At 37.1% G+C, this 14,473-nt stretch carries 11 protein-coding genes and 1 pseudogene; 9 read left to right on the top strand and 3 right to left on the bottom strand.

Translation table 11 applies throughout. From position 1 onward, the window contains the following. The first annotated feature begins 477 nt into the window (after positions 1-477). From ACQKKK_RS16055 to ACQKKK_RS16045, 3 genes are all read left to right on the top strand, one after another. Entirely contained in the window at positions 478-1,176 is a 699-nt protein-coding gene (locus ACQKKK_RS16055) for a GntR family transcriptional regulator (RefSeq protein ID WP_427617229.1), read from the top strand. Continuing rightward, positions 1,166-2,083 carry a DMT family transporter gene (locus tag ACQKKK_RS16050; RefSeq protein ID WP_427617227.1) on the top strand — a complete coding sequence of 306 codons (918 nt, stop codon included), beginning with the start codon at positions 1,166-1,168 and terminating at the stop codon, positions 2,081-2,083. The genes ACQKKK_RS16055 and ACQKKK_RS16050 overlap by 11 nt, the downstream gene beginning before the upstream one ends. 226 nt (positions 2,084-2,309) lie before the next feature. Next, positions 2,310-2,996, top strand: coding sequence for an MBL fold metallo-hydrolase (locus ACQKKK_RS16045; RefSeq protein ID WP_427617225.1), 687 nt, complete (start codon positions 2,310-2,312; stop codon positions 2,994-2,996). 397 nt (positions 2,997-3,393) lie between these two features. Here ACQKKK_RS16045 and ACQKKK_RS16040 read toward each other — a convergent pair. Then, positions 3,394-3,552: pseudogene (locus ACQKKK_RS16040) on the bottom strand (helix-turn-helix domain-containing protein); the annotation flags it as partial. A gap of 216 nt (positions 3,553-3,768) precedes the next feature. Between ACQKKK_RS16040 and ACQKKK_RS16035 the strand changes: the two are divergent. Both ACQKKK_RS16035 and pssA read left to right on the top strand, forming a co-directional pair. Further along, positions 3,769-4,362 (top strand): DedA family protein, encoded by a 594-nt coding sequence (locus tag ACQKKK_RS16035; protein WP_427617223.1) that lies wholly within the window; start codon positions 3,769-3,771, stop codon positions 4,360-4,362. A 188-nt stretch (positions 4,363-4,550) separates the two neighbouring features. Continuing rightward, positions 4,551-5,042, top strand: coding sequence for a CDP-diacylglycerol--serine O-phosphatidyltransferase (gene pssA / locus ACQKKK_RS16030; RefSeq protein WP_427617222.1), 492 nt, complete (start codon positions 4,551-4,553; stop codon positions 5,040-5,042). A gap of 807 nt (positions 5,043-5,849) precedes the next feature. Here pssA and ACQKKK_RS16025 read toward each other — a convergent pair. Further along, on the bottom strand, positions 5,850-7,649 hold the full coding sequence (locus tag ACQKKK_RS16025) for a BlaR1 family beta-lactam sensor/signal transducer (RefSeq protein ID WP_427617220.1): 1,800 nt from the start codon (positions 7,647-7,649) through the stop codon (positions 5,850-5,852). Between the two features lies 1 nt (position 7,650). After that, on the bottom strand, positions 7,651-8,037 hold the full coding sequence (locus ACQKKK_RS16020; protein WP_427617218.1) for a BlaI/MecI/CopY family transcriptional regulator: 387 nt from the start codon (positions 8,035-8,037) through the stop codon (positions 7,651-7,653). 578 nt (positions 8,038-8,615) lie between these two features. On the opposite strand from ACQKKK_RS16020, the gene ACQKKK_RS16015 reads away from it, so the two are divergent. The 4 genes from ACQKKK_RS16015 to blaOXA all read left to right on the top strand — a co-directional run bounded on the left by ACQKKK_RS16015 (position 8,616) and on the right by blaOXA (position 14,121). After that, positions 8,616-8,798: a hypothetical protein gene (locus ACQKKK_RS16015; RefSeq protein ID WP_427617216.1), complete on the top strand. Its 183-nt coding sequence runs from the start codon at positions 8,616-8,618 to the stop codon at positions 8,796-8,798. A 16-nt stretch (positions 8,799-8,814) separates the two neighbouring features. Continuing rightward, positions 8,815-10,842 carry a penicillin-binding transpeptidase domain-containing protein gene (locus ACQKKK_RS16010; RefSeq protein ID WP_427617214.1) on the top strand — a complete coding sequence of 676 codons (2,028 nt, stop codon included), beginning with the start codon at positions 8,815-8,817 and terminating at the stop codon, positions 10,840-10,842. A gap of 257 nt (positions 10,843-11,099) precedes the next feature. After that, positions 11,100-13,166: a peptidoglycan D,D-transpeptidase FtsI family protein gene (locus ACQKKK_RS16005; protein WP_427617213.1), complete on the top strand. Its 2,067-nt coding sequence runs from the start codon at positions 11,100-11,102 to the stop codon at positions 13,164-13,166. A gap of 145 nt (positions 13,167-13,311) precedes the next feature. Next, positions 13,312-14,121 carry a class D beta-lactamase gene (gene blaOXA, locus ACQKKK_RS16000; protein ID WP_427617212.1) on the top strand — a complete coding sequence of 270 codons (810 nt, stop codon included), beginning with the start codon at positions 13,312-13,314 and terminating at the stop codon, positions 14,119-14,121. Positions 14,122-14,473 lie beyond the last annotated feature (352 nt).

Here is a 14,473-nt window from a genome sequence, read left to right as displayed (position 1 = left end):
GAATGCAGTCGGCACCAGGAGATTTTCAAAACATTTTTTTAATAATATTCCAATCAATTTGAAGTTACTCATTGATCCAATTGGTGGAAAGTTTTCAATTAATGAAGGACTCAGTGCAGATAGGTTCTAAGACTTTAGAAATAGAATAAATTAAAAGGTATTCATTCCATACTACGGATATAAACGAAAATCGATCTTAGTTTATACAGGGGCTCATTTAAAGCACAAGGTTTCGACGATTGATGGGAAAAGCGGGGATAACACCCCTGGAAAAGGAATGGCTTTTCTATGGGTGGGGTCACTTTATCATGCGAAATAAGCTTTGTCTATGTTTTATCTAAGGACAACCATTTGAATTATATTTAGATAAACATTGAAAAAAATGAACATAGGTAAATTTCCTAAATTCATTCCAACGGCATGCAATATGTGATATATTGCATATTGCACCATTATATTTTGAGGAGGAAATAGCCGTTGGTACATTCAGATTCAACTCAAAAAATTAAACGTACTTCTGTACGTGAAGAAGCTTACATAATCTTGCGGGATTGGATTGTCCAGGGAATACTTACGCCAGGTCAACAATTACGTGACAAAGAATTAGCCGAACAATTAGGAGTGAGCCGTACTCCTATTAGAGAAGCACTTTTAAGGCTCGAGGATGAGGGGTTTGTGGAGACCAAACCGAGCCGTTCAACTATTGTTTCCCCTATTCGGTTCGATGGGGCATTAAATATATATTCCATTGTTTGGACACTGGAAAAGTTAGCTATGGAACAGGCTTTTGATATTTTGGAAGAAAAACACTTAATTGAGATGGAAGTCATCAATCAGGAAGTGAAAAAAGCAATTGTCGAAGGAAATCAATTAACTGCCGTCCAGAAGGATAATGATTTTCACTCCATTTACATCAATCTTCCAGTAAATGATGAATTGAAGCGGATTTTATCTGGACTAAAACAAAAACTTTTACGAATCGAACTGTATTATTTCAATCAGGTAAGTGATGTACATCTTTCCAGTAATGAGCATGATCGGATCATACAGGCAATAAGACAAAGAAATCTCTCGATGGTGCTTGAAATGATAGAAAAGAATTGGAAAGAAAGTTATTTTAGGATTCAAGCCCATATGGATCGTGTAAAAGGTGGGGAAGAAAAAAATGAGCAATGATACTTTAGTCGATGTATCACCTTCAAGAAATAAAGGAATCGCTCTAGTACTTACCGGCGCTGTATTATGGGGAGTATCAGGAACGGCAGCCCAATATCTTTTTCAACGGCAAGGTTTCAGTCCTGAATGGCTTACGGTGGTACGCTTATTGCTTTCAGGCGTAATCTTATTGGGGATCGCTTATAAAAAAGAAAGAACACAGGTTTTTGGCATTTGGAAAACTAAAAAAGATGCGCTTCAAATTATCCTTTTTGCCATTCTGGGAATGCTCGCCGTTCAATACACATATTTTGCAGCAATTGAACATGGCAACGCAGCCACTGCCACTGTCCTTCAATACTTAGCGCCGGCCCTGATCACTTGTTATTTAGCCATTCGTTCTAAACGTTTTCCGACCATTACTGTGAGTGCAGCTGTGATCATAGCGATTTTAGGCACTTTTTTGCTTGTGACGGGAGGAAGCATACGTACACTTTCCATATCCGGGTGGGCAGTATTTTGGGGAGTAACATCAGCCTTTGCATTGGCTTTTTATACATTACAACCTCATGAACTCCTTTCAAGATGGGGTTCAATGATTGTTGTGGGATGGGGCATGTTGATTGGAGGCATTTGTTTTAGTATGGTCCATCCTCCTTGGGCATTTGAAGGAAATTGGACTTTACCTTCTTTTTCAGCGGTTTTGTTCATCATCATTTTCGGTACGATCATCGCCTTTTATTTTTATTTGGAAAGTACAAAATACATCACGGCTTCGGAGGTAAGTTTATTTGCTTCTATTGAGCCATTATCCGCAACCGTTATATCCGTTATCTGGCTAAATGTAACATTCGGTTTTGCCGAGTGGCTTGGCACACTTTGCATTATAAGCACAATTACGATTTTATCGATAGCAAAAAGCAAGTAGTTCCAATTATCAACAACTGGAGTATATATAAAATTAAACAATAAAACTAATAAACTACCATGTAATGTTCACGAATAATAATGGTGTGTGATAAATAATAAAGTCGTTAAATATAATGGTTGTTTAAAAATTGGGGCGATATGTAAGGTTTTATATCCTCTTTTTCCATATCATGTATAATAAAAACATAGAATATTTCATAGACATGCAGTATGGAGGAAGAAAAATGAAGATAATAGAGCTACCAATTGAATTTGAATTTAATAAACAACAAAATCACATTTATCCTAACTTAATTATATTGAATAATGAACTGACTTTGGTCGATACAGGGTATTCAAATTTCTTACCTTTAATTGAAAATGAAATTTTAAACAATGGATATGAAGTGAAGAATTTAAAGAATATAATCATTACTCACTATGATGGTGATCATATAGGCTCCCTATTTGATTTCAAAGAAAAGTATCCTTGGATTAACATTATAGCTAGTGAAAGTGAATCAAAATACATTAGTGGTGAAATGAAGTCAGAGAGATTGGTTCAAGCCGAAGAAATGCTTGAAAACATGCCAAATAAAGAAATCGAATTTGGTAAACGGTTTATACAGCAATTAAAGAATTTGAAGCATGTTTCGATTGATGAAAAGGTAAATGATGGTGATATGATTTTAGATAACAATTGTAGAGTAGTAGCAACACCAGGTCATACATCAGGGCATATTTCATTGTATTTTCCAAGTTTAAAAAGTGTAATTACAGGTGATGCAGCTGTTAATGAACATCTAGAATTGATCATTGCTAATCAAAACTTTTGTTTAAATGTCGAGCAAGCCCAACAGTCTTTGAGAAAGGTAATAAATCTTAAAGCTGAAACTTACTATTGTTATCATGGTGGGAAATTCACTTTATAAATTTGGGGGTTAATGACGATTTGAAGCAAAGTTTAACCGTTTATTAAAAGATGGACCAGTATTATTTGTACTCCAACTTTTCTTTATTAACTATCGGGAAAATAATTGAAGTAGGGGTCCAAAAAGCGATATTTATCTAACATATAAAACGGGCGACAATATAATATTAACAGTTCAATTAAAGGGCGCTATTCTTGAATAAAGTTATTTTCTTATTGAACGTGTGCAATAGTTGCCATGGCTTTTGATGATTTACCAATATCCAATTTAAATGTGACCAGTCTGATGAACCAGACTGGTCTTTTTATTTATATATGCATTCTTTGTTAAACATTGTTGTAGATTTTCAATAGTATATACCCACTTATTGTGGGCTCCATTGGGACAAAAGATATACTCATACTTCACTTCTATATTTTAGTATATCACCAGCTTGACAGTCCAACGCCTTACATATTGCCTCTAAAGTCGAAAATCTAATAGCTTTTGCCTTTTCATTTTTCAAAATAGAAAGATTAGCCATTGTTATTCCAACTCTCTCCGAAACTTCTGTTACTTCTTTGTAATTCTAAACCTAACTCGTTATTTGATTAGCGGCCTCTTTATTTTTGTTTAAACTGAATCTACCTTTTATATTCAACTTTATGAAAACTAAAAATGAATTTTTTCGTTCATTTAACCAAAACATAAAATAGCTTATTCTTTAAATACTGCGGATAATAAATAATCAGAAATGATTGTTAGAAATCCCCTAAAAGGTGGAGTGAAAAAGATGGAAAACCATATTACTTACCTTCTAGAACATTATGGGTACTTCGGAATAATATTTGCTTTAATCGGAGGTATTGTAGGACTTCCTATACCCGACGAGGTACTCCTTACATATATTGGTTACGCTGTGTATCAGAGTAAATTATCTTATTTACTTTCGATAGTAAGTGCCTTTGTAGGAGCAACAGGGGGGATTACGCTTAGCTACTTCATTGGTAATAAATTTGGGGTGCCTTTGTTAGAAAAGTTTGGACCAAAAATCCACATTACCGAACAAAAAATTAATACAACAAAGAAATTATTCAAGAAATTCGGACCCTATTTTTTATTTTTTGGGTATTTTATTCCTGGGGTACGGCACCTTACAGCGTATATAGCAGCTGTCAATCGCTTCCCATTTAGAAAATTTGTTATTTACGCCTATACTGGTGCATTAATTTGGAGTTTTAGTTTTATCACACTAGGAAGAATATTAGGGGAAAATTGGACGAATGTTGAACTATATTTGTCAAAATACAGGATTTATTTAATTACGAGTTTATTGGTCCTTTTAATATTCATTTATTTTTTTTGGAAGAGAAGAAATCGATTATGAAGGGAATAAAAGTCGCTTCTATAAAAAAACTAAATACCAGAAACCGTTAAAAAGTTTAATGTATTTTTAAGGGGCCTTGTATTTAGTCTGTGTAGAGCACAGGATAGTTTTTCCTCTGTGAATAGCGGAAGAATATATAGAAAATGCTATATAAATGCGAAGATTGTTCGACGTCAGGGGGGACTTTCTTGTTCAATCAGATAGCAAAAGCTGTGCCCAATTTATTTACGATTGGAAATTTATTGTGCGGTGTACTCTCTATTACCTATATTATTAGTGGCTATTTGCAAGTAGCCGCCGTTTTTATTTTCTTTTCGGCTTTTTTAGATCTTCTTGATGGAAGGATTGCAAGAAAATTAAAAGTGAACAGTGAATTTGGCGTGGAATTGGATTCCTTGGCTGATATTATTAGTTTCGGAGTTGCACCTGCACTTCTATTTCATTCGATAGCAGCACCATCAATTTTAACGTCTTTGGCTTTTATTCTTTTCCCTACGATGGGAGCATTAAGATTAGCTAAGTTTAGTGTTAATCCAACCATTGGGTATTTTAAAGGATTGCCTATTCCAGCTGCTGGATTACCTTTGGCTGGTATGGGATTCTTTTTATATAGCAATGCATGGATTACCTTAATACTCGCGCTCTTAATGGTAAGTCCAATTAGGGTAAAAAAACTTTAATTTCATTATCCTTTGTAAAAAGGCTAGTAACCTTTTCTTGGCAGGACTGTCAGGACACCACCGAGGTTATAAGCTAAGAAGGGATAAAGCAACATGGCAATAGCGATCAAGCGCAATTACGGGATAATAATGCTCCTGTCATGCTTCGAAAACTTAACCAGACATGTAATTGTTCATACAATGCAAGCTGTGGAAGTATGCTATCCGTTAATGCCCGACAACAAAGAATGCCGTAGAGGCTGGCGGTATAATATATGGAGAGCCTTCAGAGAAACAAGGATGGATGTACGGCTGCGGTTTTACTGATTTGGATGGTCATCGGTGGAATGTGTTGTATAGTTAGGGTTTTTACTTTCGCATCAGTTTTCACATAGGTTAATTGCAATGATTCTTGACCTCAACAATATAAAAAAAGTTGAGTGTAACGAATCCAATTCATCTTGAATAAAGATTTTCTTTTCGTAGGAATTTAATTTTGTAACCGATCCGATCCATGAAGAAAAGTAGCCATCTTTCCATGTAGTAATCGTCAATAAATATTTCCGTACTACAAATAACTATTTACTAAAAGATTTTTATAATTTCATTCTTCGTGACTTCTATTCTGATTGCTATGAAGAATGCTTACTAATATGGTGAAGCAATGGAATCACTCCTTTATTTGTTGAAAATAAAAAAACCGCAGATTTTACTTTGCGGTTCCTCTTCTCCAGTAATACCTATGCCTATTGTGTGACATCAGGTAATTCGAACAACATTACCTGATGTCACAAATAAAAAGAAAAACTAGATGTAAAATCATTTCTATCAGAAATCAGATTGATAAATACCTTCCTTCTCCAAAATGGAAAGTGCTATCTTTGCAGTAGAACTTCCACCTGCTTGCTTTTCACCTTGAATATGAAAGGCAAAGAAAAAAGTATTATCTACAGTTTCTACATATCCCACAAACCAACCATCAATATTTTCCCCGTTTACAACTCCGGTTCCCGTTTTTCCAGATAACAAATTACCATTTGACTCTTCTAAAAGTAAGGAGTCTTTCACCGTTTGAATATTAGATTGTTCAAAAGCGAATTCATTATCATAAAACTTTTTCAAAATATCTACCTGTTCAACTGGAGAAATTTTTAGAGAGGCATCTAGCCAATAATTAGTTATATTGCCAGATAAATCGCCATTTCCGTAATTTATCTGTTTAAAATAATTCTGCAATTTCTTTTTGCCAACCTGTTGATCAAGTTTTTGAAAATACCATGAGGAGGAGCTTTCCATTGCTGAGAATAAATCTTGATCTTGATTCCATTCCTCATATGGATATAGGGTTCCATCCCAATTCATTTGAGAATTTTCCCTTGTAATAATCCCAGATTCTAGCGCAAACAATGCACTGAATATCTTATAAGTGGAAGTAGGTTGGAATCTAGTAGTGCTTTCTTTCTTATTGTATATAGTATACTGTTTCATTTTGGAATCATACAGTACAGCACTCCCAGAAAGGTCATCAAAAAAGCTACTGTAATCTTTGTACAATACATTGGTATGAGATAAAGGATATGTTTCTTTGTTCACAGCCGCCAATGCAGATATAGAAGGAATACTAATCAAAATGATCGCAAGAAGAATGATATATACTAGACCACTTTTCATCTTTAGTAGATGTGATTCTACTTGAAAATTTCCGATTGTAACAATACGCCTTTTTACTTGTTTGTATGAGCTACTGATTTCCGAAGCAGCTAACAATGAGGATGTTCGTTGCGAAAGAGAAGCAAATTTTAAAATAACCTCACCATATTTGAGATGTGATTCCTTATCTAGCGTTTTTAAAACTGCATAATCGCAAGAAATCTCCATCTCTGTTTTCATTTCCCTTAAGAAATACCATACGAGAGGATTAAACCAATAAACAGTTCTAGCTAGACACATGAAATAGTTTACTAGCATATCTCTACGTTTACAATGGTACAATTCGTGAAGTAATACACATTTCATCTCGTCAATAGATAGCGTTGAAATATCTTTTGGCATGACAATATATGGATTGATAATCCCGAAGGTAATGGGTGATTTTATTAATGAGGAATAACCTAAGACAACCTTTTTATGAAAATGTATTTCCTCTTTACATGTATAAAAAAGCGCTGATAACTCTTTGTTTTCAACTACTTGCAGGCTTTTTTTTATTTTGCCGATTCTTAGATTGCTATATATAGTAGCCATAAGCATAACAATCATTCCTAATATCCACACAATGAAAAAGACAGAATCCATCATTCTGAAAGGCGATTGCTCAATTGACATAGAAAAATCTTGTAGCCAATTTGCATTTTGAACAATTGTTTCTTTCGTTTTACCTGTAGAATAGATATCAGATAATTTTGAATTACTTCCTAAGTTCATCCAGTCAAAAAAAGAGTTTATTTTTAGAAAATGAAAGGGGATAAAAGGAGCAATCAATGTCAAAAGAGAAATGACACTGATATGATATTGGGTGTTTACAGTTATTTGAATCTTTAATATTTTTTTTATGAATATGATAATGCAAAAAATCACAGACAATATAATATTACTGATGAAAAAGAGAGAAAAGAAAGAGCTACCCATATTATTCCCTCTTTCTGTTCTTACGTTCTTCTAAAATTTGATACAACTCATTAATTTCATCTTCTGACAGCTTATCTTTTTCCAAAAAGTTTAATACCATAGAATTAAGAGTACCATTATAAAAACGATTTAAAAAACTACGACTCTCAATTTCTAAATAATCACTTTCAGCTACATTTGGTGTATAAACAAATACACGACTTTCCTTATAATGATTCAGTGCTCCTTTTTTTATTAGTCGTAACAACATTGTTTGAATTGTTTTAGGGCTCCATTTACTAGTTTTGGATAACTTTTCAATAACCTCATTGGTATTGATATTAGGGTGTTTCCAGATTACTTTCATAACTTCTAATTCTGCTTCTGAAATTTGAGGTAATTTTTTCATATAAACCATCCTTAAACTTACGATTGTAATAATTTAATTATATTGTTCATATATTAAGAAGTCAATGAAACGATAGGATAAAGAAAAAACATTGATCTTAAAAAAAAGAGAGGAGAGACTTGTTTTTTTCTTTATTTTAAAAAGATTTTGTATACTACTCATTCCCTTAAAACTTACGATTGTAATATTATATTATTTATATTGCTATCACTTTAAGAATAAAAGCATTGACTCCAAATCCTACATATGTAATACTTTCAAAAACTACATATGTAATATTTCCATAAGTGGTAACTGGGATAAGATGATGATACTAGCTCTTTTTCTTGGTATTTCTTGAATAACAGTAGACAACTATTTTTCCGGCAAAAAGGAATGTGAGGGGGAAATTTAGCAAGATAGAGTGGAGAAACTAATGTGAAAGTAAAGATTAACACCTTAAATAATGTCAAATAGTAAACAACCTCTCAATAACTTAACAAAGTCAGCGCATTTAGTGGACTAAGATAATAAATTATCATTTAAAAAATGCATGGAATGGAAAGAGTTAACAAGTTGTTTTTATAGGGGGTAACGAAGTGAAAAAGACTAAACCGTTTATGATGATTTTTTGCTACATATTTATATCTGGATGCTCAAAAGAAAGTAAACAAAAAGAGAGGTTTGAAAACTTTTCTCAAATGTTAACGAAACAAGATTATGGTAGGCTGTTTGCTTTATTATCTTCAGAAAATGAAAAAATGCAAATCAGGCCTATTTGAGGAAGAGGGATGAACAATGAAGAAAGTAACCATATTGGTGCTGGTTGTAGTATTGGCGGCTGGGGGCCTGTTTCTGTGGCATTTTCTTAAAGCGAATCAGGCAACCCCGGAAGAAGTTTTTAATGAATATGTGAGACAATTTTCTGAACAAAACTACGAGGAAATGCTGAAACTTATTTCCGAAGGGGAATTGGAAACCTACGATTATACGAAAAAGAGTTTTACAGATAAATATGATGCGATTTTTTCAGGCATTGAGGCTTCTTCAATCGAAGTTTTATCCAAGGAGCTGCTTTACGAAGAGGATAATGAAACGTATGAAGGACGCTACAAGGTGAAAATTCATACATTTCTTGGAGAGGTGACAGCGTCCTATCAAACCTTTTTTATAGAAGAGAAGACGGATGATGGGAAGGCATGGAAGGTGAAATGGAATCCTTCTTTGATCTTCGCTGGGATGGAGAAAGGAGATAAAATCAGCGTGAAGTCCTTTTTGCCGCATCGGGGTGAAATCCTTGACCGTAATGGAAATCCGCTCGCACTGGATAAAGATGTGTATGAAATGGGGATCATCCCAGGGAAGCTTGGAGAGTCCAAGGAAGCTGGAATAAAGAAGCTAAGCGCTTATTTCAAAATTCCGGAAGAAAGCTTTCAAAAGGCGCTTGATCAAAAATGGGTGACGGAAGATATCTTCGTCCCTATTGCTGCTATGCCTGCAGAGTTTCAGCCGGAAAGTATCGATGAGGATCTACCTGGAGTATTTTTTCAAACGAAAAGGATAAGGTATTATCCCGAAAAAGAAAGCAGTGCCCATCTGATTGGCTATGTGAAGCAAGTAACGAGTGAAGACCTCGAAAAGGACGCCGGCCATGAATACACGTCAGGTGATTACATCGGTAAGTCCGGTCTGGAACAAGTGTATGAGAAGCAGTTGAGAGGAAAGAAGGGCGGCATCATTCAAATAAAGAACAAGGAAGGCAAACAGAAAAGCACTCTTAAAAAAGTGGATGCCATCAATGGTAAAAATATAAATCTGACCATCGATGCTGCATTGCAGAGTAACATGTATGAAGCGATGAAGCAAGATGCCGGCGCAGTGTCAGCTATCCATCCGGTGACCGGGGAAACGTTAGCGCTCGTCAGCTATCCATCCTTCGATCCGAATTTAATGGTGAGCGGGATGACGGAGGAGCAGTGGAAAGCATACAGTGAAAACCCAAAGCTTCCATTCTTGAACCGTTTCTCCAGCCTATATGCACCAGGTTCGACCTTCAAGGCAATTACTGCCGCCTCCGGACTCACCGTCGGAACGACATTCCCGGAGAAGCAACGGGAAATATCCGGCTTGCAGTGGAAGAAGGACAACAGCTGGGGAGGCTATTTTGTCACCCGCGTAAAGGAAGCAAGTCCGGTGGACATGGTTGATGCACTGGTCTATTCCGATAATATCTATTTCGCTCAGGAAGCCTTGGAAATGGGAGCTGCCAATTTTGAGAAGAATGCTTTGGCATTTGGGTTCCAGGAGGATTTCCAGCTGCCGATTTATTTGAAAAAGAGCCAGCTGTCCAATGATGGGATCAAGAATGAAGTCTTACTCGCTGATTCTGCCTATGGACAGGGTGAGGTTCTGATGTCAATGGTCCATTTAGGGACTGCGTTTACACCGTTTGTGAATGGCGGAAATATGGTGATGCCTGTTTTGATAGAGAATGAAAAGGAGCCTATCCGCAAATCCGTCATTTCTAGTGAGGTTGCTGCAAGCATCCAAAAGGCATTGATTCAGGTAGTGGAGCGTGATTCCGGGACTGCCCATAATCTCAAGACGACAAAAGAGGTACTGGCTGCAAAGACGGGGACAGCTGAACTGAAGAGCAAGAAAGGCGAAGACGGGATGGAGAATGGCTTTGTCGTCGTGTTTGATACAAAGAGTCCATCTATCTTGCTTACAGCCATTGTGGAGGATGTGAAAAATCGCGGGGGGAGCCATTATGTGACCGCGAAAATAAAACCTGTGCTGGATCAGTACTTAGCTGAGAATGAATAAAGGAAGACTTCTGTCATCCGGATTTTTTCATCAGCTTATGGTTAGTTGGTACTAAATAAAAAGGAGTTGTGTAAGGTGAGTAAATGGAGAGACAGAATGAGCTCCATCCGTGTTCTACTGGTGATTATCAGTAGTGTGATATACACTATTTTTCCTCAGCCTCTTACACTCAGTTTATTCTGCATCGTCGGCATAGCTTGTGTCAGTCTGACGACGCTAAACGAAAAATAGGAAAAAAGCGAGGGGACAGGACGTTGGTGGAGAGGAAGAAGAAGAAAAATGATCGGACGAAATCGGCCAGGCTGAATATTATCATGACAGTTGTGTTTGTATTGTTTACCGTTCTGGTTTTCAGACTGGCCATTGTGCAGCTCAATGAAGGGGAAATGTACGAGAAGAAACTGAATAGCACCAATGTGAAGGAAGTGAGATATCACCTACCACGAGGAAAAATATACGACAGGAACAATCAAGTGATTGTCGATAATAAAGCGTCAAACATCATTGTCTATACTAAAAAGGGAAATGAAACAGACCAAGAACTGCTGGAAGTTGCTACGAAACTCTCCGCATATATATCGTTCAAAACAGACAAGATTACAGAACGAGACATGAAGGACTACTGGATCGTGACCCGCCCTAAGAAAGCACTGAAGAAGCTGACAGACAAGGAACTGCGGAACCAAGAGCTGACAAATAAGGAACGTTATCAGAGGCAGCTGGACCGGATTGGTGAATCCGATTTAAAAGAAATCGGAAATGGTGAAAAGAAGGTTCTCGCCATTTTAAGAGAAATGAAGAAAGGCTATGCCTATACCCCTCAGCCAATTAAGGTTGAACATGTAACAAATCAGGAATTAGCACGAGTGAGTGAGGCACTGAATGAAATTCCTGGAGTGGATATTTTGACCGATTGGGAAAGGACTTATCGGTATGGGGAATTATTCCGTTCCGTATTGGGAAGCACGACATCCCGGGAGGAAGGAATTCAGAAGGAGAAGCTGGACGGTTACTTATCAAAGGGTTACAGCAGGAATGACCGGGTAGGAAAAAGCCAGTTGGAATACCAATATGAAGAGGTCCTCAGGGGGACGAAGTCCGTAACAGAAATTGAAACGGATAGAAAAGGAAACATTATTAGAACCGAAGAGGTCTCCGCCGGTGAGCCGGGTAAGGACCTTATGCTGACTATTGATATAGGTTTACAAGAGAAGGTGGAAGAGATACTTACTGCTGAACTGATTGATGCCAAGAAGAACGGAGGTGGGGCATTCCTAAATAAGGCCTTTGTAGTCATGTTGAATCCTGTAACGGGAGAAGTTCTGGCTATGGCTGGGAAACAGATTGAAGAAGTCAAAGGCAAGTGGGTAGCGACCGATTATGCCCTTGGCACTGTCAATTCATCTTTTGAAATGGGATCATCCGTTAAGGGGGCGACAGTACTTTCCGGGTATGAGAGCGGGGCCATCCAGCCGGGCCAGTCTTTCCTGGATGAGCCAATCCATCTGCTGGGTACCCCAGTCAAGAAGTCAGTACGAACGATGGGGATGGTCAATGACCTGACTGCATTGAAGCAATCCTCCAATGTCTATATGTTTAAGACGGCTATGAGTATGCTTGGGAAGACCTATTATAGAAACATGAAGCTGCCGCTAGATTCGAATGCCTTTGAAACGTTTCGCTATTATTTCAATCAGTTCGGACTAGGGGTAAAGACAGGAATCGATCTCCCGAACGAAGCGAGCGGATATCCCGGCCAAGGCGGCTCTCCAGGCTATTTGCTAGATTTCACGATCGGCCAATATGATACTTACACTCCCATGCAACTGACTCAATACATATCGACAATTGCTAATGGAGGATATAGGGTGCAGCCTCACCTTCTTAAGGAGATCCGCGAGCCGCAAATGAAAGACCAAGATCCCGTCATTTTCCAAAGCGTCTCTCCAGTTTATTTGAATCGCATCGACATGGATAAGCAAAAGGTTGAACGCGTGCAAGAGGGATTCCGCAAGGTGTTTCATGAACAAGGCGGAAGCGCTGCCTCCCACTTTAATAAACAGCCATACAAAAACTACAAAATAGCCGGTAAAACGGGGACAGCACAATCCTTTTACTATGATTCTGAATTACGAAAGACATATACAGATAAACCGACGAACAACCTAACACTGGTTGGGTATGCTCCCTACGACAATCCTGAAGTCGCCTTTTCAGTAGTCGTCCCAAATGCCAGGACAAACGCCCATCCAATTAGCCAGAAGATTGGGCAGAGAATCATGGAAGCATTTTTCGAAGATGATGATCAAGATCAGCACGAATGATGAGTATATGGATAAGTAGGCTGAGAAGGCAGCTACTTTTGTGTCTTTTTATTGCTTGAAATTTTCAGGGAGTTCAATTGTATAATGAACATTTCAGAGTTTTCTATGTTTATGAGATGATTAAATTAAGTGAGGGGAATCGAATATGAGAAAACGAAAGAATTTATCATTTATTTTAGCACTTATTGGTACAGTTGTTCTATTAACTACAAGTGTGCAACTACCAAGAGAAGCGAATGCTGCCAAGGGGAAGCTGAATCTTAATAAGCTCGAAGTCGATGAATTTTTTACGAACCATGACGGAACGTTCATATTACGTGATATGAAAAGAAAAAAAACATTAGTCTATAACAATGAACGCGCGAATCAACGATTTGCACCGCAATCGACTTTTAAAGTGCCAAATTCACTCATTGGGTTACAGGTAGGAGCTGTAGAAGATGAATACGACATTAAATATTGGGATGGTGTTGAGCGAGAAATCGAGGTCTGGAACCAAGATCACACGCTTGGGTCTGCTATGAGAAACTCTGTCGTTTGGTATTATCAAGCTATGGCTCGTGACATTGGAGAAAATCGAATGGAGGAATGGATTCAAAACATTTCTTATGGTAACCAAGATATTAGTGGAGGAATTGATCAGTTTTGGTTAAGTAGTTCACTCAAAATTTCTCCAATAGAACAAGTTGATTTTATGGAATCATTGTATAAAGAGAAGCTTCCATTTGATAAGGATGTATTGAAAACCGTTAAACGGATGATGATCCAGAAGGAAGGAAATAACTATACCCTTTACGGAAAAACAGGTCAAGGGTCAGGCATAGGGTGGTTTGTCGGTTTTATAGAAACGGACAATCGGGCGTATAGCTTTGCTACGAATATTGCTGGAACAAGTACAGACGCAAAAAACATTACAATAGACATTTTAAAGAAATATTATTTAATGGCAGAGTAAGGGCTGGAAAATTAATAATTAACATAATTTAAATATAAAGATAGGACCTGCACTTTGTGGAACAACATAAGTAGGAAATGATCAAACTATCAAAATGAAAAATGCTCAGAACGTTCGAAGGATGATTTCAATATAATCAGGTATGTTCTTCCTCCAGATGAGCCAACCATTTCTTATACCATTATAGTCAGGTTCTTTTTTAATAAACATCCGTTTTTTGCATTTCAACTAGAAATCCTATCCAAAGGAATCCATTTAGAATACTCGGTTCAAGAAATCATGATTTGGTACCTAAAAAGGAACCAGACCTTTAGGTTCCGATAGATAGCACACTTTATGTTAAGTAAGGATT

Origin of the sequence: Peribacillus sp. NPDC006672 (assembly GCF_050274955.1) — a bacterium.
Taxonomy (GTDB): Bacteria; Bacillota; Bacilli; order Bacillales; family DSM-1321; genus Peribacillus.
This window is presented reverse-complemented; position numbering and strand designations above follow the sequence as displayed.

What these genes read in the sequence shown, in the direction of transcription:
- ACQKKK_RS16035 (WP_427617223.1), top strand. Translation starts at nt 3,769, where the DNA reads ATGGAAAACCATATTACTTACCTTCTAGAACATTATGGGTACTTCGGA.
- ACQKKK_RS16020 (WP_427617218.1), bottom strand. Translation starts at nt 8,037, where the DNA reads ATGAAAAAATTACCTCAAATTTCAGAAGCAGAATTAGAAGTTATGAAA.
- ACQKKK_RS16045 (WP_427617225.1), top strand. Translation starts at nt 2,310, where the DNA reads ATGAAGATAATAGAGCTACCAATTGAATTTGAATTTAATAAACAACAA.
- ACQKKK_RS16050 (WP_427617227.1), top strand. Translation starts at nt 1,166, where the DNA reads ATGAGCAATGATACTTTAGTCGATGTATCACCTTCAAGAAATAAAGGA.
- ACQKKK_RS16010 (WP_427617214.1), top strand. Translation starts at nt 8,815, where the DNA reads ATGAAGAAAGTAACCATATTGGTGCTGGTTGTAGTATTGGCGGCTGGG.
- blaOXA (WP_427617212.1), top strand. Translation starts at nt 13,312, where the DNA reads ATGAGAAAACGAAAGAATTTATCATTTATTTTAGCACTTATTGGTACA.
- ACQKKK_RS16025 (WP_427617220.1), bottom strand. Translation starts at nt 7,649, where the DNA reads ATGGGTAGCTCTTTCTTTTCTCTCTTTTTCATCAGTAATATTATATTG.